The sequence below is a fragment of the Streptomyces sp. NPDC093111 genome, assembly GCF_040683955.1.
Lineage (GTDB): Bacteria > Actinomycetota > Actinomycetes > Streptomycetales > Streptomycetaceae > Streptomyces.
Genome location: NZ_JBFBNW010000026.1, coordinates 18,593 through 39,300, shown reverse-complemented (window position 1 = coordinate 39,300; position 20,708 = coordinate 18,593). Strand labels below are relative to the sequence as shown.

General features: G+C 72.5%; 15 protein-coding genes. 12 read left to right on the top strand and 3 right to left on the bottom strand.

Going from position 1 to position 20,708, the window contains the following annotated elements; genetic code table 11:
* Nucleotides 1–5 precede the first annotated feature (5 nt).
* The 7 genes from AB0Q96_RS34010 (at nt 6) to AB0Q96_RS33980 (ending at nt 8,197) form a co-directional block, all read left to right on the top strand.
* Nucleotides 6–1,253 carry a spermidine/putrescine ABC transporter substrate-binding protein gene (locus tag AB0Q96_RS34010; RefSeq protein WP_365332327.1) on the top strand — a complete coding sequence of 416 codons (1,248 nt, stop codon included), beginning with the start codon at nt 6–8 and terminating at the stop codon, nt 1,251–1,253.
* Between the two features lie 44 nt (nt 1,254–1,297).
* The gene (locus tag AB0Q96_RS34005; protein ID WP_365332324.1) at nt 1,298–2,470 is read left to right on the top strand and encodes an ABC transporter ATP-binding protein; all 1,173 of its coding nucleotides are present in this window, start codon (nt 1,298–1,300) and stop codon (nt 2,468–2,470) included.
* Nucleotides 2,467–3,390, top strand: coding sequence for an ABC transporter permease (locus AB0Q96_RS34000; protein WP_365332322.1), 924 nt, complete (start codon nt 2,467–2,469; stop codon nt 3,388–3,390). Before AB0Q96_RS34005 ends, AB0Q96_RS34000 begins: the two co-directional genes overlap by 4 nt.
* Entirely contained in the window at nt 3,390–4,184 is a 795-nt protein-coding gene (locus tag AB0Q96_RS33995; protein WP_365332321.1) for an ABC transporter permease, read from the top strand. The genes AB0Q96_RS34000 and AB0Q96_RS33995 overlap by 1 nt, the downstream gene beginning before the upstream one ends.
* A 36-nt stretch (nt 4,185–4,220) precedes the next feature.
* Nucleotides 4,221–5,648: an FAD-binding oxidoreductase gene (locus AB0Q96_RS33990; protein WP_365332319.1), complete on the top strand. Its 1,428-nt coding sequence runs from the start codon at nt 4,221–4,223 to the stop codon at nt 5,646–5,648.
* A 167-nt stretch (nt 5,649–5,815) separates the two neighbouring features.
* Nucleotides 5,816–6,295 carry a hypothetical protein gene (locus tag AB0Q96_RS33985; RefSeq protein ID WP_365332317.1) on the top strand — a complete coding sequence of 160 codons (480 nt, stop codon included), beginning with the start codon at nt 5,816–5,818 and terminating at the stop codon, nt 6,293–6,295.
* Between the two features lie 96 nt (nt 6,296–6,391).
* Nucleotides 6,392–8,197 carry a glycoside hydrolase family 18 protein gene (locus tag AB0Q96_RS33980; RefSeq protein WP_365332315.1) on the top strand — a complete coding sequence of 602 codons (1,806 nt, stop codon included), beginning with the start codon at nt 6,392–6,394 and terminating at the stop codon, nt 8,195–8,197.
* Here the strand turns inward: AB0Q96_RS33980 and AB0Q96_RS33975 are convergent.
* Together AB0Q96_RS33975 and gabT are read right to left on the bottom strand one after the other, a co-directional pair.
* The gene (locus tag AB0Q96_RS33975) at nt 8,163–8,645 is read right to left on the bottom strand and encodes a phosphatase PAP2 family protein (RefSeq protein WP_365332313.1); all 483 of its coding nucleotides are present in this window, start codon (nt 8,643–8,645) and stop codon (nt 8,163–8,165) included. The genes AB0Q96_RS33980 and AB0Q96_RS33975 overlap by 35 nt on opposite strands.
* Nucleotides 8,646–8,985: 340 nt before the next feature.
* Complete coding sequence (gene gabT, locus AB0Q96_RS33970; RefSeq protein WP_365332311.1) at nt 8,986–10,320, bottom strand: 4-aminobutyrate--2-oxoglutarate transaminase; 1,335 nt, start codon at nt 10,318–10,320, stop codon at nt 8,986–8,988.
* 693 nt (nt 10,321–11,013) lie between these two features.
* Here gabT and AB0Q96_RS33965 point away from each other — a divergent pair.
* The 4 genes from AB0Q96_RS33965 to AB0Q96_RS33950 all read left to right on the top strand — a co-directional run bounded on the left by AB0Q96_RS33965 (nt 11,014) and on the right by AB0Q96_RS33950 (nt 18,085).
* Nucleotides 11,014–13,140: an ATP/GTP-binding protein gene (locus AB0Q96_RS33965; RefSeq protein WP_365332309.1), complete on the top strand. Its 2,127-nt coding sequence runs from the start codon at nt 11,014–11,016 to the stop codon at nt 13,138–13,140.
* A 113-nt stretch (nt 13,141–13,253) separates the two neighbouring features.
* Nucleotides 13,254–14,816, top strand: a complete 1,563-nt coding sequence (locus tag AB0Q96_RS33960; RefSeq protein WP_365332308.1) for a PucR family transcriptional regulator — start codon at nt 13,254–13,256, stop codon at nt 14,814–14,816.
* A 383-nt stretch (nt 14,817–15,199) separates the two neighbouring features.
* The gene (locus AB0Q96_RS33955; protein WP_365332306.1) at nt 15,200–16,225 is read left to right on the top strand and encodes an EamA family transporter; all 1,026 of its coding nucleotides are present in this window, start codon (nt 15,200–15,202) and stop codon (nt 16,223–16,225) included.
* Nucleotides 16,226–16,639: 414 nt separating this feature from the next.
* On the top strand, nt 16,640–18,085 hold the full coding sequence (locus tag AB0Q96_RS33950; protein ID WP_365332304.1) for an aldehyde dehydrogenase family protein: 1,446 nt from the start codon (nt 16,640–16,642) through the stop codon (nt 18,083–18,085).
* 200 nt (nt 18,086–18,285) lie between these two features.
* On the opposite strand, the gene AB0Q96_RS33945 is transcribed toward AB0Q96_RS33950, so the two are convergent.
* Entirely contained in the window at nt 18,286–18,588 is a 303-nt protein-coding gene (locus tag AB0Q96_RS33945) for a putative quinol monooxygenase (RefSeq protein WP_365332302.1), read from the bottom strand.
* 111 nt (nt 18,589–18,699) lie between these two features.
* Here AB0Q96_RS33945 and AB0Q96_RS33940 point away from each other — a divergent pair, with 111 nt between their 5' ends.
* Nucleotides 18,700–20,625, top strand: coding sequence for an acyl-CoA dehydrogenase family protein (locus tag AB0Q96_RS33940; protein ID WP_365332300.1), 1,926 nt, complete (start codon nt 18,700–18,702; stop codon nt 20,623–20,625).
* Nucleotides 20,626–20,708: the final 83 nt, after the last annotated feature.

Here is a 20,708-nt window from a genome sequence, read left to right as displayed (position 1 = left end):
AGCGCATGGAGCAGTACCAGCCCGACAGTCTGTCCGCGGCGCAGATCGCGGCGATGCGGCGCACTCTCACGAGCGGCCGGGGCGCGCTCACCCGCCGTTCGGTGCTCAGGGCGGGCGGCGTCGGCGCGCTCACGGTCGGCGGGCTCGCCGGCCTGAGCGCGTGCGGCATCCCGCCGGCCAAGCGGGAGGGGCAGGGCCCGGCGTCCACGGACGTCTCGGCCACGGAGAAGACCGTGAACTTCTCCAACTGGACCGAGTACATGGACGTCAGCGAGGACGAGAAGTCCCGGCCCACCCTGGAGGCGTTCGCCCGACGGACCGGGATCAAGGTCAAGTACACCGAGGACATCAACGACAACGTCGAGTTCTTCGGCAAGATCAAGCCGCAGCTCGCGGCCGGCCAGGACACCGGCCGCGACCTGATCTGCGTCACCGACTGGCTGGCCGCCCGCCTCATCCGCCTCGGCTGGGCGCAGAAGCTGGACGCGTCGAACCTCCCCACGGCGTACGCCAACCTCTCCGCGCAGTTCCGCCGCCCCGACTGGGACCCGGGCCGGGCCTACTCGTACCCCTGGACCGGCATCTCCACCGTCATCGCCTACAACTCCAAGGCGACCGGCGGCAAGAAGGTCGACTCCGTCAGCCAGCTGCTCGACGACCCGGCGCTCAAGGGCCGGGTCGGCTTCCTCACCGAGATGCGCGACTCGGTCGGCATGACCCTGCTCGACATGGGCAAGGACCCCGGGAAGTTCACCGACGCCGACTACGACGCGGCGATCGGACGCCTCCAGAAGGGCGTCGACAAGAAGCAGATCCGCCGCTTCACCGGCAACGACTACACCTCCGACCTCGACAAGGGCGACCTGGCGGCCTGCCTCGCCTGGGCCGGTGACATCATCCAGCTCCAGGCGGACAACCCGGACATCAAGTTCGCGATCCCCTCGGCGGGCTACATCACCTCCAGCGACAACCTCCTGGTCCCCGCCCAGGCCCGGCACAAGACCAACGCCGAGAAGCTCATCGACTACTACTACGAGCTTCCGGTGGCCGCGCAGCTCGCCGCGTACATCAACTACGTCTGCCCGGTCGACGGGGTGAAGGACGAACTCGCCAAGATCGACCCCGAGCTGGCGAACAACACGCTGATCGTCCCCGACAAGGCGATGGCCCGGAAGTCGCACGCCTTCCGCTCGCTGAGCAGCGCGGAGGAGACGGCGTACGAGGAGAAGTTCGCCAAGCTCATCGGTGCCTGACCGGCCGCCGCCCCTTTCCTTACGACCCTCCGGGACCGCAACCCATGACTGACAAGACTGCTCACAACGCACAGAACGCCGGCGGCGGCGACGTCCGTCTCTCCGGCATCAGCAAGTCCTACGGCTCCTTCCACGCCGTCCGCCCGCTCGACCTGACGATCCCGCAGGGCTCGTTCTTCGCCCTCCTCGGCGCCTCGGGCTGCGGCAAGACCACCACGCTGCGCATGATCGCCGGCCTGGAGGACCCGACCACGGGCACCGTCTTCCTCGGCGACCGGGACGTCACCGACCTCCCGCCGTACAAGCGCCCCGTGAACACGGTCTTCCAGTCCTACGCGCTCTTCCCGCACATGAACATCTTCGAGAACATCGCCTTCGGCCTGCGCCGGCGCGGCATCAAGTCGGTGAAGCCGCAGGTCGACGAGATGATCGACCTCGTGCAGCTCGGCGAGCACGCGCACAAGAAGCCGCACCAGCTCTCCGGCGGCCAGCAGCAGCGCGTCGCCGTGGCCCGCGCGCTCATCAACCACCCGCAGGTCCTCCTGCTCGACGAGCCGCTCGGCGCGCTCGACCTCAAGCTGCGCCGTCAGATGCAGCTGGAGCTGAAGCGCATCCAGACCGAGGTCGGCATCACCTTCGTGCACGTCACCCACGACCAGGAGGAGGCCATGACCATGGCCGACCAGGTCGCGGTGATGAACGGCGGCCGGGTCGAGCAGCTCGGCGCCCCCGCCGACCTGTACGAGAACCCGCGGACCACCTTCGTCGCCAACTTCCTCGGCACCTCCAACCTCATCGAGGCCGAGGTCGTCGAGACGGGCGGCACGGACCTCCTCGCCACCGCCGGCGGCGGCAAGCTGCGGGTGCCCGGCGCGCGCTGTACGGACGCCGTCCGCACGGGCGGCAAGGTCCTCGTCGGCGTGCGCCCGGAGAAGATCTCGATCGCCCACGCCGACGACGAGGGCGCGATACCCGACGGCCGCAACCGGGTCACCGGCCGGATCGTCGACTCCTCCTTCATCGGCGTCTCCACCCAGTTCGTGGTGAACTCCCCGGCCGGCGCCGAGCTCCAGGTGTACGAGCAGAACATCGAGCGCGACGCGCGGCTGGTCCCCGGCGCCGAGGTCGTCCTGCACTGGAACCCGGCCCACACGTTCGGGCTCGACGCGGCCCAGGACATCGACGCCGGTGTGGAGACGGTGGAGGACGCCGCATGAGCGCGACCCTCACCAAGGAGACCCCGGTGGAGGAACCGGCGCTCCGCAAACCCTCCACCCGCAAGCGGCTCGTCCCGTACTGGCTGCTGCTGCCCGGCATCGTCTGGCTGCTCGTCTTCTTCGCGCTGCCGATGGTCTACCAGGCCTCCACCTCGGTGCAGACCGGCTCCCTGGAGCAGGGCTTCCAGGTCACCTGGCACTTCCAGACCTACTGGGACGCCTTCCAGGAGTACTGGCCGCAGTTCATCCGCTCGCTGCTGTACGCGGGCACGGCGACCCTGCTCTGTCTGCTGCTCGGCTACCCGCTGGCGTACCTGATCGCCTTCAGGGCCGGCCGCTGGCGCAACGTCCTGCTCGTCCTCGTCATCGCGCCGTTCTTCACCAGCTTCCTCATCCGGACGCTGGCCTGGAAGACGATCCTCGCGGACGACAGCCTCGTGGTGAACGCGCTGAACGCGCTGCACGTCCTCGACGTGACCAGCTGGCTCGGCTGGACCGAGGGCAGCCGGGTGCTCGCCACGCCCATGGCGGTGGTGTGCGGTCTGACGTACAACTTCCTGCCGTTCATGATCCTGCCGCTGTACACGTCCCTGGAGCGGATCGACGGCCGGCTGCACGAGGCGGCGCGCGACCTGTACGCCTCCCCGGCCACCACCTTCCGCAAGGTGACGTTCCCGCTCTCCATGCCGGGCGTCGTCTCCGGCACGCTGCTCACCTTCATCCCGGCGAGCGGTGACTACGTCAACGCCGAACTGCTCGGCTCGACCGACACCAAGATGGTCGGCAACGTCATCCAGTCGCAGTTCCTGCGCGTGCTCGACTACCCGACGGCCGCCGCGCTGTCCTTCATCCTCATGGCGATCGTGCTCCTCATGGTCACCGTCTACATCCGCAAGGCGGGAACGGAGGACCTGGTCTGATGCGTTGGATCCGACAGCACCTTGTCGTCATCGCGGGCGTGCTCACGCTCGCGTACATGATCCTGCCGAACGTCGTCGTGATGGTGTTCTCGTTCAACAAGCCGAACGGGCGCTTCAACTACGCGTGGCAGCAGTTCTCCCTGGACGCCTGGAAGGACCCCTGCGGTGTCGCCGACATGTGCGGCTCGCTGTCCCTCTCGCTCCAGCTCGCCGCGTGGGCGACGGTCGGCGCCGTCGTCCTCGGCACGATGATCGCCTTCGCGCTGGTCCGCTACCGCTTCCGGGCGCGCGGCGCGATCAACTCGCTGATCTTCCTGCCGATGGCGATGCCCGAGGTCGTCATGGCCGCCTCGCTGCTCACCCTCTTCCTCAACATGGGGGCCGAGCTCGGCTTCTGGACGGTCCTGATCGCCCACATCATGTTCTGCCTGTCGTTCGTCGTGACGGCGGTCAAGGCGCGCGTGATGTCCATGGACCCGCGCCTGGAGGAGGCCGCGCGCGACCTCTACGCGGGACCGGTGCAGACCTTCCTGCGGGTCACGCTGCCGATCGCGGCGCCCGGCATCGCGGCCGGCGCGCTGCTCGCCTTCGCGCTCTCGTTCGACGACTTCATCATCACCAACTTCAACGCGGGCTCGACCGTGACCTTCCCCATGTTCGTCTGGGGCTCGGCCCAGCGCGGTACGCCCGTACAGATCAACGTCATCGGAACGGCGATGTTCGTCATCGCGGTCCTGGTGGTAGTGGCCGGACAGATGGTTACGAACCGGCGCAAGAAAACAGCAACAGCCTGACCGAAAGCCGGTCAGGCACCGAAGGAGTTGGAAACCATGGCCCCAGTCGCCATGCGTCTCGCTGCACAATCTCTCTCCGACGCCCAGCCCGTCCCCTTCTGGCTGGAAGACCCCGGTAAGCCGGGAGCCCTGCCCGCTCTCACCGGCAGCGAGCGCTGCGACCTGCTGGTCGTGGGCGGCGGCTACAGCGGTCTGTGGACCGCGCTGATCGCCAAGGAGCGCGACCCCTCCCGGGACGTCGTGCTCATCGAAGGCCGCGAGGTGGGCTGGGCCGCCTCGGGCCGCAACGGAGGCTTCTGCGCCGCCTCCCTCACCCACGGCCTGGGCAACGGGCTCGCCCGCTGGCCGGGGGAGCTCGCCAAGCTGGAGCGGATGGGCGAGCACAACCTCGATGCCATCGAGGAGGCCGTCGCCCGCTACTCCCTGGACTGCGACTTCGAGCGCACCGGTGAGATCGACGTGGCCACCGAGGCGTACCAGGTGGACGAGCTCCACGAGCTGTACGAGGAGGCCGAGCGCCTCGGCCTCGCCGAGGGCCTCGAACTCCTCGACGGCGAGGCCGTCCGGGCCGAGGTCGCCTCGCCGACCTTCAAGGGCGGCCTGTGGGACCGCCGCGGCGTCGCCATGCTGCACCCGGCCAAGCTGGCCTGGGGGCTCAAGCGGGCCTGCCTCGACCTGGGTGTGCGGATCTTCGAGAACACCCCGGCGCTCGACCTGGTCTCGGCGGGCGGCCCCGGCGGCGGCATGACGGTCCGCACCCCGTACGGCCGGCTCGCGGCCCGCCGGGTCGCCCTCGGCACCAACGTCTTCCCCTCGCTGGTGAAGCGGCTGCGGCACTACACCGTCCCGGTCTACGACTACGCGCTGATGACCGAGCCGCTCTCCGACGAGCAGCTCGCCTCGATCGGCTGGAAGAACCGGCAGGGCCTGGGCGACAGCGCCAACCAGTTCCACTACTTCCGCATCACCGCGGACAACCGGATCCTGTGGGGCGGCTACGACGCCATCTACCAGTTCGGCGGCAAGGTGACCGCCGAGATGGACCACCGCCCGGAGACCTACCTGAAGCTGGCCGAGCACTTCTTCACCTGCTTCCCGCAGCTGGAGGGCCTCCGCTTCAGCCACGCCTGGGGCGGCGCGATCGACACCTGCTCGCGCTTCTCGGCCTTCTTCGGCACCTCGCACCAGGGCAAGGTGGCGTACGCGCAGGGCTACACGGGTCTCGGCGTCGGCGCGACGCGCTTCGGCGCGGACGTGATGCTGGACCTGCTGGCGGGGGAGCGGACCGAGCGCACCGAGCTGGAGATGGTCCGCTCCAAGCCGCTGCCCTTCCCGCCGGAGCCGATCGCCTGGGCGGGCATCGGGCTGACCAAGTGGTCGCTGGCCCGGGCCGACGAGAACGGCGGCCGGCGCAACCTGTGGCTGAAGACCATGGACAAGCTGGGCCTGGGCTTCGACAGCTGACCGGACGCACCTCGGACCTGACCCGACCGTGATCTGACTACGATCTGGCTGTGATCCAGATCACAACTCGCGGGTAGGGAACCCGCGTAAGAGAACCCCCGAACCTCCCTCTCTCCGTACGGACGCCTCGACCGGGGTGTCCGCACGGAGGAGAGGAGACCGTCGCGATGACTGGTTCGGGGGCCGCAGGGGCCAGGACCGCCGTGGAGTGGCTGGCCTCGGTCGCGCCGGATCCCGACGCCTGCCGCTGGGAGTGGGAGCGCAACCCGCACGGGATCGCGCTGCTGCCCGCGGGCAGGCGTTGGGACGTGCTGATCCTGCCGTCCGAGCTCGGCTATCCGACGCTCGACGTGCTGAGCCGCCTGGTGGACCGGCCGGGCCCGGTGCTCGCCGACTTCGGCGACGCCCGGATGGGCTTCTTCGTGCCGCCGGGCACCGCCGCGCGCTGGCTCGGCACCGGGGTGCGCGGCGCGGGCAGCGGCACCTGGATCGTCGTCCCGTACCCGGGCCGGGTGACCGGCGGGGTGCGCTGGCTGGTGGCACCGGACGCGGCGGGCACCCTCACGGACGCCGTGCTGCTCGAACTGGCGATGCACGAGGCGGCGGGTCAACTGGCGCGGGGCGAAAGGGGCTTCGAAGGAACCTGACGGCACGTCATACCCGGCAAAGGTCTTGACCACTCAATTGGTCTGGACCATGCTGTGGCGCGCTCCACCTCGATTCCCCCCACCCCGGAGGCAGTTGTGGACCGCACCAGACCCCTCACCCTGCTGCTGGCGGGCGTCCTCGCCGCCGGCGGACTCGTGGCGCTCACCCCCCTGGCCCAGGCCGCCGACACCGAACTCGCCCGCAACGGCGGCTTCGAGTCCGGCCTGGACGGCTGGAGCTGCACGGCCGGCAGCGGGGCCGTCGTCTCCTCGCCCGTGCACGGCGGGACGAAGGCCCTGCAGGCCACGCCCGCGGGCAGCGACAACGCCAAGTGCTCCCAGACCGTCACCGTGAAGCCGAACTCCAGCTACACGCTCAGCGGCTGGGTCCGCGGCAGCTACGTCTACCTCGGCGCCTCCGGCACCGGGACCACCGACGCCACCGCCTGGACCCAGTCGGCCCCGGACTGGCAGCGGCTCACCACCACCTTCACCACCGGCGCCTCGACGAACTCCGTCACCCTCTCCACCCACGGCTGGTACGGCACCGGCGCCTACCTCGCCGACGACCTGTCCCTGATCGGCCCCGGCGGCGACCCGGTCCAGATCCCCGCGACCCCGACCGGCCTGACCGCCGGCTCCGCGACCTCGTCCTCGATCACGCTCGGCTGGCCGGCGGTCCCCGGCGCCACCTCGTACAAGCTCTACAAGGACGGCGCCGCGCTCGGGACCGCCACCGGCACCTCGTACACGGCGACCGGCCTCGCCGCCGCCACCGCGTACAGCTTCCAGGTCTCGGCCGTGAACAGCGCCGGCGAGTCCGCGAAGTCCACCGCCGTCACCGGCACGACGACCAGCGGGGGCGGCGGCAACCCCGGCGGCCAGCTGCCCGCCCACGCCCTCGTCGGCTACCTCCACGCCAGCTTCGCCAACGGCTCCGGCTACACCCGCATGGCCGACGTCCCCGACTCCTGGGACGTCATCAACCTCGCCTTCGGCGAGCCGACCTCGGTCACCTCGGGCGACATCCGCTTCAGCCTCTGCCCGGCGACCGCCTGCCCCACCGTCGAGTCCCTCGCCGACTTCAAGGCCGCCATCAAGGCCAAGCAGGCCGCCGGCAAGAAGGTCCTGATCTCCATCGGCGGCCAGAACGGCCAGGTCCAGCTCTCCACCACCGCCGCCCGCGACACCTTCGTCTCCTCCGTCTCGAAGATCATCGACGAGTACGGGCTCGACGGCCTCGACATCGACTTCGAGGGCCACTCCCTGTCGCTGCAGACCGGCGACACCGACTTCCGCAACCCGACCAGCCCGGTCGTCGTCAACCTGATCGCGGCGGTCAAGACCCTCAAGGCCAAGTACGGCGCGAACTTCGTCCTCACGATGGCCCCGGAGACCTTCTTCGTCCAGCTCGGCTACCAGTACTACGGCTCCGGCCCCTGGGGCGGCCAGGACCCGCGCGCCGGCGCCTACCTCCCGGTCATCCACGCCCTGCGCGACGACCTCACCCTGCTGCACGTCCAGGACTACAACTCGGGCTCGATCATGGGCCTCGACAACCAGTACCACTCCATGGGCGGCGCGGACTTCCACATCGCCATGACCGACATGCTCCTCACCGGCTTCCCCGTCGCCGGCAACACGGACCGCGTCTTCCCGGCCCTCCGCCCCGACCAGGTCGCCATCGGCCTGCCCGCCTCCACCCAGGCAGGCAACGGCCACACCACCCCGGCCGAGGTGAACAAGGCCCTCAACTGCCTCACCAGGAAGACCGACTGCGGCACCTACCAGACCCATGGCACCTGGCCCGCCCTGCGCGGCCTGATGACCTGGTCGATCAACTGGGACCGCTACAACCAGGGGGAGTTCAGCCGGAACTTCGACGCGTACAACTGGAGCTGACGAACAGGATCAGCACCCCCAGGCAGCAACTGGCCAGCACGTCCAGCGGCCAGTGGTAGCCGCGCAGCACCAGACCGGTGCCCGTCACCGCCGTGAGCACGGCGGCGACGGGCACCAGGCGTCGGGACACCAGGAAGGCCGCGCCGAAGTACGCGACCAGCGCCGTGGCCGTGTGGCCCGAGGGGTAGTAGCCGTGGGCCCAGGGTTCGAGGGGGCCGGGGCGGGCGGTCCACTCCTTCAGGGGGACCACCAGGAGCGGGACGGCGGCCATCGCCAGACCCGCGAAGAGAGCCGCCGCGCGCCGGCCCCGCCGGTACGCGTACGCCATGGCGGCGGCGAGCACCGGCAGCGCGACCGTCATGTTCCCCAGATCGGAGGCGGCCTCGCTCAGGCCGCGCGGGACGGTGTCCACCACGGCGCGGGAGAGGCGTTCGTCGAGGCGGGCCAAGGGGCCGTCGACCAGGACCTGCCAGGTGACGAGGGTGAGGGCGACCAGGGCCCAGAAGACAGCCGACCGCCCCGGAACAGGGGGGGTGGTTCCGGGGCGGTCGCCTTGACCGGACTGCCGCGCGCCCCGGGGGGTGTGGGGCGGGCGGCCATCCGATCGGTGAGGAGTTCCGGAGCCCAGGGCTCCAGTGGTGTGCGCCAGGGCACGGTGTGGACGGGGCTGGGGAGGCTCCGCCCGGGGTGTTTCTCTCATCTGCTGGAACCGTACGCCACGAAGAAGGGGACCGACAGCCGGAACTCCATCCCGCCATCGGCCCCCCACAGCTTCTTCACACGGAGCGTCAGATCGCGGCGAACGCGCTCTCGATGACGTCCAGGCCCTCGTTGAGGAGGTCCTCGCCGATGACCAGCGGCGGCAGGAAGCGCAGCACGTTGCCGTAGGTGCCACAGGTCAGGACGAGGACGCCCTCGTTGTGGCAGAACTTGGCGAGCGCGGCGGCGGCCTCGGCGTTCGGCTCCTTGGTCGCCTGGTCCTTGACCAGCTCGATCGCGATCATGGCGCCGCGGCCGCGGATGTCGCCGATGACCGGGAACTTCTCCTGCATGGCCGCCAGACGGGCCTTCATGAGGGACTCGATCTTCTTCGCCGCGGCGTTGAGGTCGAGCTCCTTCATGGTCTCGATGGCACCGAGCGCACCGGCGCACGCGACCGGGTTGCCGCCGTAGGTGCCGCCGAGGCCGCCGCCGTGGACGGAGTCCATGATCTCGGCGCGGCCGGTGACCGCGGCGAGCGGCAGACCGCCCGCGATGCCCTTGGCGGTGGTGATGAGGTCCGGGACGATGCCCTCGTCCTCACACGCGAACCACTGGCCGGTACGGCAGAAGCCGGACTGGATCTCGTCGGCGACGAAGACGATGCCGTTGTCGTTGGCGAACTTCACGATCGCCGGCAGGAAGCCCTTGGCCGGCTCGATGAAGCCGCCCTCGCCGAGCACCGGCTCGATGATGATCGCGGCGACGTTGTCGGCGCCGATCTGCTTGGTGATCTGGTCGATGGCCTGGGCGGCGGCCTCGGGGCCGCAGTTCTCCGCACCGGTGGGCCAGCGGTAGCCGTAGGCGACCGGCACGCGGTAGACCTCGGGCGCGAACGGGCCGAAGCCCTGCTTGTACGGCATGTTCTTCGAGGTGAGCGCCATCGTCAGGTTCGTACGGCCGTGGTAGCCGTGGTCGAAGACGACGACGGCCTGGCGCTTGGTGTACGAACGCGCGATCTTGACCGCGTTCTCGACGGCCTCGGCACCCGAGTTGAACAGGGCGGACTTCTTGGCGTGGTCGCCCGGGGTCAGCTCGGACAGCGCCTCGCAGACCTCCACGTACCCCTCGTACGGCGTCACCATGAAGCAGGTGTGGGTGAAGTCCGCGAGCTGCGCGGAGGCGCGGCGGACCACGGCCTCGGCGGAGGCGCCCACGGAGGTCACGGCGATGCCGGAGCCGAAGTCGATCAGCTGGTTGCCGTCGACGTCCTCGATGATGCCGCCACCGGCCCGCTTGGTGAACACCGGCAGCGTGGAGCCCACGCCACCGGCGACCGCGTCGAGACGGCGGGCCTGAAGCTCCTGCGACTTCGGGCCGGGAATGGCGGTGACGACGCGCCGCTCCTGCGGGACAGCGTTCATGCGGGGCTCCTGGGGGTGTTCTGGACGCACTTGCGGGTTTCCTCCGCAGGCTAGGCGCGAGGGAGGGGGAGAGGCATGCGCCGATCGGGAGTGGTGGGGGGCGTGTCGTTGTCCGTGGTGGACAGGACGGCGCCGATTCGCCCGGCTGGGCGAAACGGCTCGGCGGGGACCGATCACCACTAGATTGACGCTTGCACGGATGCGGCGACCTGGCTGGTCAGGGGGCAGGGGTTCATGGAGACCGAAGGCACGTACGAGTCACGCGACCGATCCGGCGGCGGGCCGCCCCGCCCGGGAGAGGACACGACCCGACACGCCCCCCCGGTCCCCCGCCCGGCGGGGCCACCACCAGAGGCCCTGCCCGCCCCTGACGTCGCGGCTCCGCCTGGCGCTGCGGCTCCGGCCGCGGTGACTCCGCCCGCCGTGCCGCCGCCCGTCGCGCCGCCGCTTGGCGCTGCGGCTCCGCCTCGGCCTGTGGTCGCGCCGCCTGTGGTCCCGCCGTCCCAGCCCGTCGTCGCGCCGCCCGTCGTGGCGGCTCCGCCACGGCCGGACCAGGCGCCGGCGGCCCGGCATCCGGTGGCCGAGTGGCTGGACGCGCCGCGGCCGGAGGCGGGGCTGGGGATCTGGCGGTTGCGGTATGTGCCGGGGGTGGCGCCGGCGTCCGCCGGGATCACCCCCGTCACCGTCGCGGGCATGCTGATCCCCGTACTCGTCGGTCTGCTCTTCTGGTCGGCCTGGCAGCGCGGAGCCATCCCGTACGGGTACCTCGTGCTCAAGACCCTCACCCCCGGCGACTGGTGGTGGCCCGGGACCACCGCGCCACGCGACTGGCACGGTTCCGCGGCCCACGACGTCTTCGGCGGCGTCGTCTTCCTCGGGCTGGTCTGGCTGATCGGCCGACTCGGCGCCTGGGGCAGGATCGCCCGGTACTTCCTCGCCCGCCACCGCCCCGCGGCGCGCGCCGCGCTCACGGCCGGTCTCGCCCTGATCGTCCTCGCGTTCGTCTGGCCCGAGGCATTCGGCCTCGGCTGGGACCCGCTGCCCGTGGCCTCCCCGGTGTTCTCCCTCGTCGCCCTGCTCACCGGCGGCTTCGAGGTGTTCGCCTCGCCCCTCCTCGTCTACCCCCTGTACGCGGTGATCACGGCGGCGGTCGTCTGGCCCTTCGCCCGGCTCGGGCGGTGGCCGGCGCTCTTCCGTGCCTGGCGGACCGGGTCCGCCGAAGCCGCCACCCCGGCCCCCGCCCAGGAAGGCCCCCCGCCCTCCCAGTGGCCGAGGCTCAGGGAGTCGGGCGAGCACCGCGCCGCCGACCTGCTCGCCGCCGAGGTGGCCGGCGGGCGGATGAACGACGTCGACTGCGCGCGGGTGCGGCGCACCTGGCGGGAGACCGCACGCGACGCCGTGGGGCGTGCCACCCTCGTCCGCACCCTGCTGGAACAGGGCGCCGCCACGGGCGCGCACCCCTCGGGCGCCCGCGACCTGCCTCACCGCTCGGCCGCGCACGACCTGCTGGTCGGCCAGGTCCGGGTCGGTCGGTACGTGCCGGCCGAGCGCACCCCGTACGCGTACCACGGCGCCGGGCTCGCCCTCGACGCCGGACTCCTCGCCACCTCCCTCCTCGCCGTGGGCCCCTCCGGCGCCGGCAAGAGCCGCGCCCTCGTCGGGCCCGTCGTCGAGTCGCTCACCCTCCAGGCCCTCACCGGCGGCTGCGCCGTCGTCGCCGTCGGCACGCCCGGCGCCCCGCTCGGCTCCGACGCGGGGTACGACGTCGTCGTCCGGCTCGGCGACCGCTCCTCGCCCTACGACCTGGACCTGTACGCCGGCGCCACCGACCCCGACGAGGCCGCCGCCGTCCTCGCCGAGGGCCTGGTCGGCGACATGGAGGGCGTGGAGACCCGGCGCGCCGCCACCGCCCTCGCCCAGCTCATCGGCCCCTACCGGGCCGCGCACGGCCGCTTCCCGACCGTGCCGGTCCTCCGCGAGCTGCTCGAAGCCCACCCCGACACCCTCCGCGCCCTGCTCGACCTGCTGCCGGCCGAGGGCACCCAGGCCATGCGCCGGGAGCTGGACTCCCGGATGCGCCAGGTCGGCACCCCGACCGACGTCGGCCCCGTCCTCGCCGACCGGCTCGCCGCCCTCGACCGTCCCGCGTTCGCCGAGTTCTTCGGCGGCGGCGGTGACGTGCGGCCCTTCTCGCTGCGAGCCGTCGCGCAACATCCGATGCGGGTGCGGATCAGCCTGCCGGACGGCGGCCACGAGGAGGCCGCCCGGCTGCTCAACCGGCTCGTGCTCGCCCAGTTCCAGTCCGTCACCCGCGACCGTGCCGGGCGGGGCCCCTTCGCCTGCCTGGTGCTCGACGACGCGGCCGGTGCGCTGACCCCGGGGACCGTCCGGGCCCTCCAGCGGCTGCGCCCGCAGAACGCGGGCGTCGTGCTCGCCCTGCGTACCCTCGCGGACGTGCCCGCCCCGCTGCACGGGCCGCTGCTCGCGGTGGTCGGCTGCCGGATGGCCTTCGCCGGGCTGCCCACCTGGGACGGCAGGGCCTTCGCCGAGGCCTGGGGCACCGAGCGGGTCGAGACCACCGAGGTGGCCCACCACACCGTCTTCGCGGATCAGCCCATGACCCGCGCCTACCACCGGCTGCGCAAGATGGTGACCGGCAAGGCCGTCACCACCGAAGCCGTCACCGTCCGCGAGGTCGAGCGCGAGCGCTGGTCCGCCTCCGATCTCGCGCACTCCGTCCCCCCGGGCCACGCGGTCCTCTCCCTCACCCACGTGCGCGGCGAGCAGACGCCCCCGTACCTCGTGGACCTGCGCGGCTGAGCGCCCCGGGGCGCTCTCGGCCGAGGGCGCCCCGGGTGGCGGGCTGGCACAATCGGGGGCGCGCCGCCCGACGGGCAGCTGCTCCCCTCCCCTCGAAGGTCCACCGGTTCCCGATGCCGCCCACCCTCGCCTCACTCGTCCAGCACTCGGCGCTCAAACTCACCGTCCGAGCCGGTGAGGACCGCCTCGACACCCCCGTGCGCTGGGCGCACGTCAGTGAGCTCGCCGACCCCGTCCCCTATATGGAGGGCGGCGAGCTGCTGCTCACCACCGCGCTCACCCTCGACGCCGAGGACCCGGAGACGATGCGCCGCTACGTCCGGCGCCTGCTCGGCGCCGGGGTCGTGGGGCTCGGCTTCGCCGTGGGCGTCAACTACGAGGCGATCCCGCAGGCGCTCGTCGACGCGGCCCGCGAGGAGTCGATGCCGCTGCTGGAGGTGCCGCGCCGCACACCGTTCCTCGCCATCAGCAAGGCCGTGTCCGCCGCCATCGCCGCCGACCAGTACCGGGCCGTCACCGCCGGCTTCGAGGCGCAGCGCGAGCTGACCCGCGCCGCGCTCGCCGAGGGCCCGGACGCCGTCGTCGCCCGTCTGGCCGCGCACGTCGACGGCTGGGCCGCGCTGTACGACACCTCCGGCAGCGTCGTCGCCGTCTCGCCCGAATGGGCGGCCCGCCGCGCCGCCCGTCTCACCTCCGACGTGGAACGGCTCCGGGAGCGCCCCGCCCCCGCGAGCGCCGTCGTCGGCGGCACCGACGACCGGGTCGAGCTCCAGTCCCTGGGCACCGGGCGGCGGGTGCGGGGGGCCCTGGCCGTCGGTACGGGCGCCCCGCTGGGCACCGCCGAGCGGTACGCCGTGCACTCGGCGATCGCCCTGCTCACCCTCACGACGGAACGCTCCCGCTCCCTCCAGGCCGCCGAGCAGCGGCTCGGCGCGGCGGTGCTGCGGATGCTGCTGGCCGGGCAGCCGGACCACGCCCGGGCCGTCGCCGGTGACCTGTACGGCGGGCTGCTCGACGCCCCGTTCCGGCTGCTCATCGCCGAGGCGGCGGCGACCGAGGCGCCCTCGGGCGAGTCGCCGCTGTCCGTGCTCGCCGAGTCCCTGGAGGCCGCCGCGGCCCGGGCGGGCGAGTCGGTCCTGGCCGTGCCCGAGAACGACGGGCGGCTGGTGGTCCTGGCCGGGGACGGCGGCGCGGTGGTCACGGCGAGCGAGGGGTACGCCTCGCGGGAGGCCGAGGAGGTGGGCATCGTCGTCGGCCTGTCCGCCCCGACCGGTCCGATCGCCGCCGCGGCCGCGTACAAACAGGCCGAGCAGGCCCTGTCGGTGGCCCGCCGACGGGGCAGGGCCCTGGTCGAGCACGAGGAGCTGGCGGCCGGTTCGGTGCTTCCGCTGCTCGCCGACGACGCGGTCCGCGCCTTCGCCGACGGCCTGCTCCGCGCGCTCTACGAGCACGACGCCACCGGCCGCGGCGACCTGGTCGCCTCCCTCCGCGCCTGGCTCTCCCGCCACGGCCAGTGGGACGCGGCCGCCGCCGACCTGGGCGTCCACCGTCACACCCTCCGCTACCGAATGCGCCGCGTGGAGGAGATCCTCGGACGCTCCCTCGACGACCCGGACGTCCGGATGGAGCTGTGGCTGGCCCTGAAGGCGACGGGGGACCGGCCGGCGGGGGAGTAGACCGTAGCGACGGACCGTCCGGAACGGGGCGAGACGCCGCCGAGGGGCGGCCGGTGCGGCGCCGACCCGGTCGCCGACGGGGTACAGCCGACTCGACTCGACCCGGCCGACCCCGATCCGACCCGGATCCGGTCCGGCCGACCGATGGCCCCGCCGAAGTGGTCCGGCCGCGGTGCTCCAGCTGACGGCAGCGCGGCCGATGCGACCCAGGCGACCGCGCTGCCACCGCCGAAGCGGCCGACGCGGGCCCGCCGACCGCACTGCCCCCACCGGGCCGCTGCGCATGCCTTCACCCCACCCCGCCACCCCGAAACCCGCCCGACCTGCCCGAATCCGGGCAGATTTCCTGGTCATCCACCTCCTCCCTGCCTAATCTCCTGCACATGACAAGCCCCGCCGCCGATCCGGCTGCCCCCGAGCTCTGCCTGCCCCCCGCCGAGAAGCCCGGGGGCTCTGGAGACCCCGGAGGTCCCGGGAATCCGGCCGGCCCCGCCCGCCGGATCCCCGCCGCCGTGTGGGCCGCGCTCGGCATCGTGTACGTCGTGTGGGGGTCCACGTACCTCGGGATCCGGATCGTCGTCGAGACGCTGCCGCCGTTTCTCTCCGCCGGCACCCGCTTCGTCGCGGCCGGGCTGATCCTCGCCGGGATCATCGCCTGGCGGCAGGGGCCCGCCGCGCTCAAGGTGACGCCCCGGCAGCTCGCCTCCGCCGTCGGGGTGGGCCTGCTGCTCATCCTCGGTGGCAACGGGCTCGTCGTGCTCGCCGAGACCTCCATCCCCTCCGGGCTCGCCGCGCTGCTCATCGCCGTCGTCCCGGCCTGGGTCGTCATCCTCAAGGCCCTCTCCGGCACCCGCCCCACCGCGGGCGGCCTCGCGGGGGTGCTCCTCGGCCTGGTCGGGCTCGGAGTGCTCACCCTGCCGGGCCTCAGCGGTGACGTGAAGGTGGGCGGGGTGCTCCTCGTGGTCGCCGCGACGCTCTGCTGGTCGGTCGGCTCGTTCTCGTCCTCCCGGCTCCCGATGCCCGGCAACCCCTTCACCGCCAGCGCGTACGAGATGATCGCGGGCGGCCTCGCGGGTCTGGGCGTCGGCCTGGTCCGCGGCGAGCAGCACGGCCTGGACCTGGCGGCCGTCTCCGGGCGTTCCTGGGGTGCCCTCGCCTACCTGGTGGTCTTCGGCTCGCTGCTCGCCTTCACCGCGTACGCCTGGCTCCTCCAGGCCGCCCCGCTCTCACTGGTCGCCACCTACGCGTACGTGAACCCGGTCGTCGCCGTCGCCCTCGGCGCCCTCGTCCTGAACGAGGCCGTGACCTGGTCGATCGCGCTGGGCGGCGCGATCGTCGTGGGCGGGGTGTGCCTGATCGTCTCGACGGAACGCCGAGGCTCCGGATCCACACCACGCGCCCGCACCTGACCACCACCGACCCCTACGAGCCGCCCCCGACTCCCGCCTGCGTTCGGCCCCAGCCCCTGGCCCGGCCCTGGCCACCCTTCGCCGTCCCCTGGCCACCCCGGCCACCCCGGCCACCCCGGCCACCCCGGCCACCCTGGCCTCCCTGCGCCCGGCCGGACCCGGGCCCGCGCCCTGAACCGGGTCCCGCGCCCTGAACCGGGTCCCGCGCCCTGAACCGGGTCCCGCGCCCTGAACCGGGCCCCCCCGCCCGGACCCCGGGCCCCCATCCCGTCCAACCCGCCCCCCCTTCCGCCAAACCGGACAGCCCCGCCACCCCACCACTCCACACCGGACAAGCCCACGTTCGCCCGCTCGGCCCTAACGTGTCACGAGAGCGATCGCTCGCACCCCCGATACGGAAAGGGCCGGGACGCAATGACGACCACCCACGCCTTCTGGCTCGCCGGCCGTGAGGCCACCGGCGAGGCCACCTTCGACGTCACGAACTCCTTCGACGGACGTCTGGTCGGCAAGGTCAGCGTGCCCACCGAGGCCCAGGTCGAGGAGGCCGTGGCCGCCGCGCACGCCGTCGTCGACGAGTTCGCCGCCACCCCGGCGCACGTGCGCGCCGCCGCCCTCGACCACGTGTCGAAGCGCCTCGCCGAGCGCACCGAGGAGATCGCCCAGCTGATCTCCGCCGAGAACGGCAAGCCCATCAAGTGGGCGCGCGGCGAGGTCGGCCGTGCCGTGTCGGTGTTCCGCTTCGCCGCCGAGGAGGCCCGTCGCTTCAACGGCGGCGAGGCCCAGCGCCTCGACACCGAGGCCGGCGGCGTCGGCCGCCTGGCGCTGACCCGCCGTATCCCCAAGGGTGTCGTGCTCGGCATCGCGCCGTTCAACTTCCCGCTGAACCTCAGCGCGCACAAGGTCGCCCCGGCCATCGCCGTCGGCGCCCCGATCATCCTCAAGCCGGCTCCGTCGACCCCGATCTCCTCCCTGATCCTGGGCGAGATCCTGGCCGAGACCGACCTGCCGGCCGGCTCCTGGTCGATCCTGACCGTGCCGAACGACCGCATGCCCGCCCTGGTCAAGGACGAGCGCCTCCCGGTCATCTCCTTCACCGGCTCCGACACCGTCGGCTACGCCATCCAGGAGTCCGTGCCGCACAAGCACTGCACCCTGGAGCTCGGCGGCAACGCCGCCGCCGTCGTCCTGCCCGACTGGTCCTCCGAGGCCGATCTGGACTGGGCGGCGAGCCGCATCGCCACCTTCTCCAACTACCAGGGCGGCCAGTCCTGCATCTCCGTGCAGCGCGTGATCGCCGACGCCTCCGTCTACGAGCGTCTGGTACCGAAGATCGTCGCGGCCGTCGAGGCCCAGGTCACCGGTGACCCGGCGGACGACGCCACCGACGTCGGCCCGCTCGTCGACGAGAACGCCGCCAAGCGCGTCGAGGCCTGGGTCGACGAGGCCGTCGCGGCCGGCGCCAAGCTGCTCGCCGGTGGCAAGCGCGAGGGCGCCACGTACGCCCCGACCGTCCTCACCGAGCTCCCGGCCGGCGTCACCCTGGCCCGCGCCGAGGTCTTCGGCCCGGTCCTGACCATCGCCAAGGTGGACGGCGAGGCCGAGGCCTTCGCCGCCGTCAACGACTCCGACTTCGGCCTCCAGGCGGGTGTCTTCACCCGCGACCTGCAGTCCGCGTTCCGCGCCCACCGCGCCCTGGAGGTCGGCGGCGTGATCGTCGGCGACGTCCCGTCCTACCGCGCCGACCAGATGCCGTACGGCGGCGCCAAGCGTTCCGGTGTCGGCCGTGAGGGCGTCAAGTACGCCATGGACGACTACACGTACGAGCGAGTCCTGGTCCTCACGGGCCTGGCGCTGTAAAGCGTACGGACGCACCACAGACCGACGGCCGGAGCCCACTGTGCGGGGGCTCCGGCCGTCCCCGTTCCCGGGGTGCGGAGGGTGCGGAGGGTGGGGCGGGCGCGTTGGGTGTGACCTGTGTGACCTGTGTGACCTGGGCGACCGGTGCTTTTCGCGCGATCTGCGCTTCCCGCGCGCCCTGAGCGCCACCCCGCCCGCCCTCACCCGACCGGCGCATCCACCAGCCGTACCACCTCCGCCGGCCCCGCCCGGAACGCCTTGTTCGCCGCGCCCGCCGCGACCATGTGCGGGGCGGCGTCGTGCGCCGCGAGGGCCTCCGGCGAGGACCAGCGTTCCAGCAGGACGAAGCGGTCGGGGTCGTCCGCGACCCGGTGCAGGTCGTACTGGAGGCAGCCGTCCTCCGCCCGTACGACGGGCGCGAGCCGCTCGAAGGCGGCGACCTGCTCACCGCCCCGGCCGGGCAGCGCGGTGATCTGGACCAGGAGCTTGATCGTCTGGGGCATGGCGGGGACCCTACGTGTCCTCCGTCCGCCCCGCCCGTCTTTCCCAACCCGTGGATATCGGGTACCACGGACAGGTAGCCCCACAACGACGAGCGGCGAGGTGAGCTCCTCATGTCCGCACCCACCCAGCGACCTCCCAAGGTCTCCGAACGCGAGGCCCGGCAGGTCGCCGAGGCGGCCCGCCAGCAGGACTGGCACAAGCCCAGCTTCGCCAAGGAACTCTTCCTCGGCCGTTTCCGCCTCGACCTCATCCACCCCCACCCGCTCCCCGCCGACGAGGACGTCCGGCGCGGCGAGGCCTTCCTCGCCAAGCTGCGGGAGTTCTGCGCGACCCGCGTCGACGGCGCCCGCATCGAGCGCGAGGCACGCATCCCCGACGAGACCGTCACCGGCCTCAAGGAGCTGGGCGCGCTCGGCATGAAGATCGACCCGAAGTACGGCGGCCTCGGCCTCACCCAGCTGTACTACAACCGGGCGCTCGCCCTGGTCGGCTCGGTCAGCCCCGCGCTCGGCGCGCTGCTCTCCGCCCACCAGTCGATCGGCGTCCCCCAGCCGCTGAAGCTGTTCGGCACCCAGGAGCAGAAGGACGCCTTCCTGCCCCGGCTGGCCCGCGACGCCCTGTCCGCGTTCCTCCTCACCGAGCCGGACGTCGGCTCCGACCCGGCGCGGCTCGCCACCACCGCCGTACCGGAGGGCGACACGTACGTCCTCGACGGCGTGAAGCTGTGGACCACCAACGGCGTCGTCGCCGACCTCCTCGTCGTCATGGCCCGGGTCCCCGCGTCCGAGGGCCACAAGGGCGGCATCACCGCCTTCGTCGTCGAGGCCGACGCGCCCGGCATCACCGTCGAGCACCGCAACGCCTTCATGGGCCTGCGCGGCCTGGAGAACGGCGTCACCCGCTTCCACCAGGTGAGGGTCCCGGCCGGGCACCGCATCGGACCCGAGGGCGCCGGCCTGAAGATCGCCCTCACCACCCTCAACACCGGCCGCCTCTCGCTGCCCGCCGCCTGTGCGGGCGCCGGCAAGTGGTGCCTGAAGATCGCCCGCGAGTGGGCCGCCGAACGCGAGCAGTGGGGCAAGCCGGTCGCCCGGCACGAGGCCGTCGGCACGAAGATCTCCTTCCTCGCCGCCACCGCCTTCGCCCTGGAGGCCGTCGTCGACCTGGCCTCCCAGATGGCCGACGAGGACCGCAACGACATCCGCATCGAGGCCGCGCTCGCCAAGCTGTACGGCTCCGAGATGGCCTGGCGGATGGCCGACGAGCTGGTCCAGATCCGGGGCGGCCGCGGCTACGAGACCGCCGACTCGCTCGCCGCCCGCGGCGAACGCGCCGTCCCCGCCGAACAACTCCTGCGCGACCTGCGGATCAACCGCATCTTCGAGGGCTCGACCGAGATCATGCACCTGCTGATCGCCCGCGAGGCCGTCGACGCCCACCTCGCCGTCGCCGGCGACATCATCGACCCCGACAAGACCCTCGCCGACAAGGCGAAGGCCGGCGCCCGCGCGGGCGGCTTCTACGCCCGCTGGCTGCCGAAGCTGGTCGCCGGGCAAGGTCAACTGCCCGGCGCGTACGGGGAGTTCGGCGAGCTCGCCGGCCACCTCAGGTTCGTCGAGCGCACCTCCCGCAAACTGGCCCGCTCGACCTTCTACGCCATGTCCCGCTGGCAGGGGAAGATGGAGCTCAAGCAGGCCTTCCTCGGCCGGATCGTCGACATCGGCGCCGAGCTCTTCGCGATGAGCGCGGTCTGCGTACGGGCCGAACTCCTGCGCACCACCACCGACCACGGCCGCGAGGCCCACCAGCTCGCCGACGCCTTCTGCCACCAGTCCCGGCTGCGGGTGGACGAGCTTTTCGGCCGACTGTGGGCCAACACCGACGACCTCGACCGCAAGGTCGTCGACGGCGTCCTCGCGGGCTCGTACACCTGGCTGGAGGAGGGCATCCTCGACCCCAGCGGCGACGGCCCCTGGATCGCCGACACCACCCCAGGCCCGTCGACCGAGGAGAACGTCCACCGGAAGATCCCGTAGGCCGCGTCACGCACGACCCGGCCACCCGGCCCGTGGGCGGGCGGAAGCCGCCCGTCCACTGGCCGAAACGCCCCGCCCCCGGT

Coding starts and splice junctions, on each gene's coding strand:
- AB0Q96_RS33960 (WP_365332308.1), top strand. CDS start 13,254: ATGCCGCCCACCCTCGCCTCACTCGTCCAGCACTCGGCGCTCAAACTC.
- AB0Q96_RS33950 (WP_365332304.1), top strand. CDS start 16,640: ATGACGACCACCCACGCCTTCTGGCTCGCCGGCCGTGAGGCCACCGGC.
- AB0Q96_RS34000 (WP_365332322.1), top strand. CDS start 2,467: ATGAGCGCGACCCTCACCAAGGAGACCCCGGTGGAGGAACCGGCGCTC.
- AB0Q96_RS33945 (WP_365332302.1), bottom strand. CDS start 18,588: ATGCCCCAGACGATCAAGCTCCTGGTCCAGATCACCGCGCTGCCCGGC.
- gabT (WP_365332311.1), bottom strand. CDS start 10,320: ATGAACGCTGTCCCGCAGGAGCGGCGCGTCGTCACCGCCATTCCCGGC.
- AB0Q96_RS34005 (WP_365332324.1), top strand. CDS start 1,298: ATGACTGACAAGACTGCTCACAACGCACAGAACGCCGGCGGCGGCGAC.
- AB0Q96_RS33940 (WP_365332300.1), top strand. CDS start 18,700: ATGTCCGCACCCACCCAGCGACCTCCCAAGGTCTCCGAACGCGAGGCC.
- AB0Q96_RS33965 (WP_365332309.1), top strand. CDS start 11,014: ATGCTGATCCCCGTACTCGTCGGTCTGCTCTTCTGGTCGGCCTGGCAG.
- AB0Q96_RS33995 (WP_365332321.1), top strand. CDS start 3,390: ATGCGTTGGATCCGACAGCACCTTGTCGTCATCGCGGGCGTGCTCACG.
- AB0Q96_RS33990 (WP_365332319.1), top strand. CDS start 4,221: ATGGCCCCAGTCGCCATGCGTCTCGCTGCACAATCTCTCTCCGACGCC.
- AB0Q96_RS33955 (WP_365332306.1), top strand. CDS start 15,200: ATGACAAGCCCCGCCGCCGATCCGGCTGCCCCCGAGCTCTGCCTGCCC.
- AB0Q96_RS34010 (WP_365332327.1), top strand. CDS start 6: ATGGAGCAGTACCAGCCCGACAGTCTGTCCGCGGCGCAGATCGCGGCG.
- AB0Q96_RS33985 (WP_365332317.1), top strand. CDS start 5,816: ATGACTGGTTCGGGGGCCGCAGGGGCCAGGACCGCCGTGGAGTGGCTG.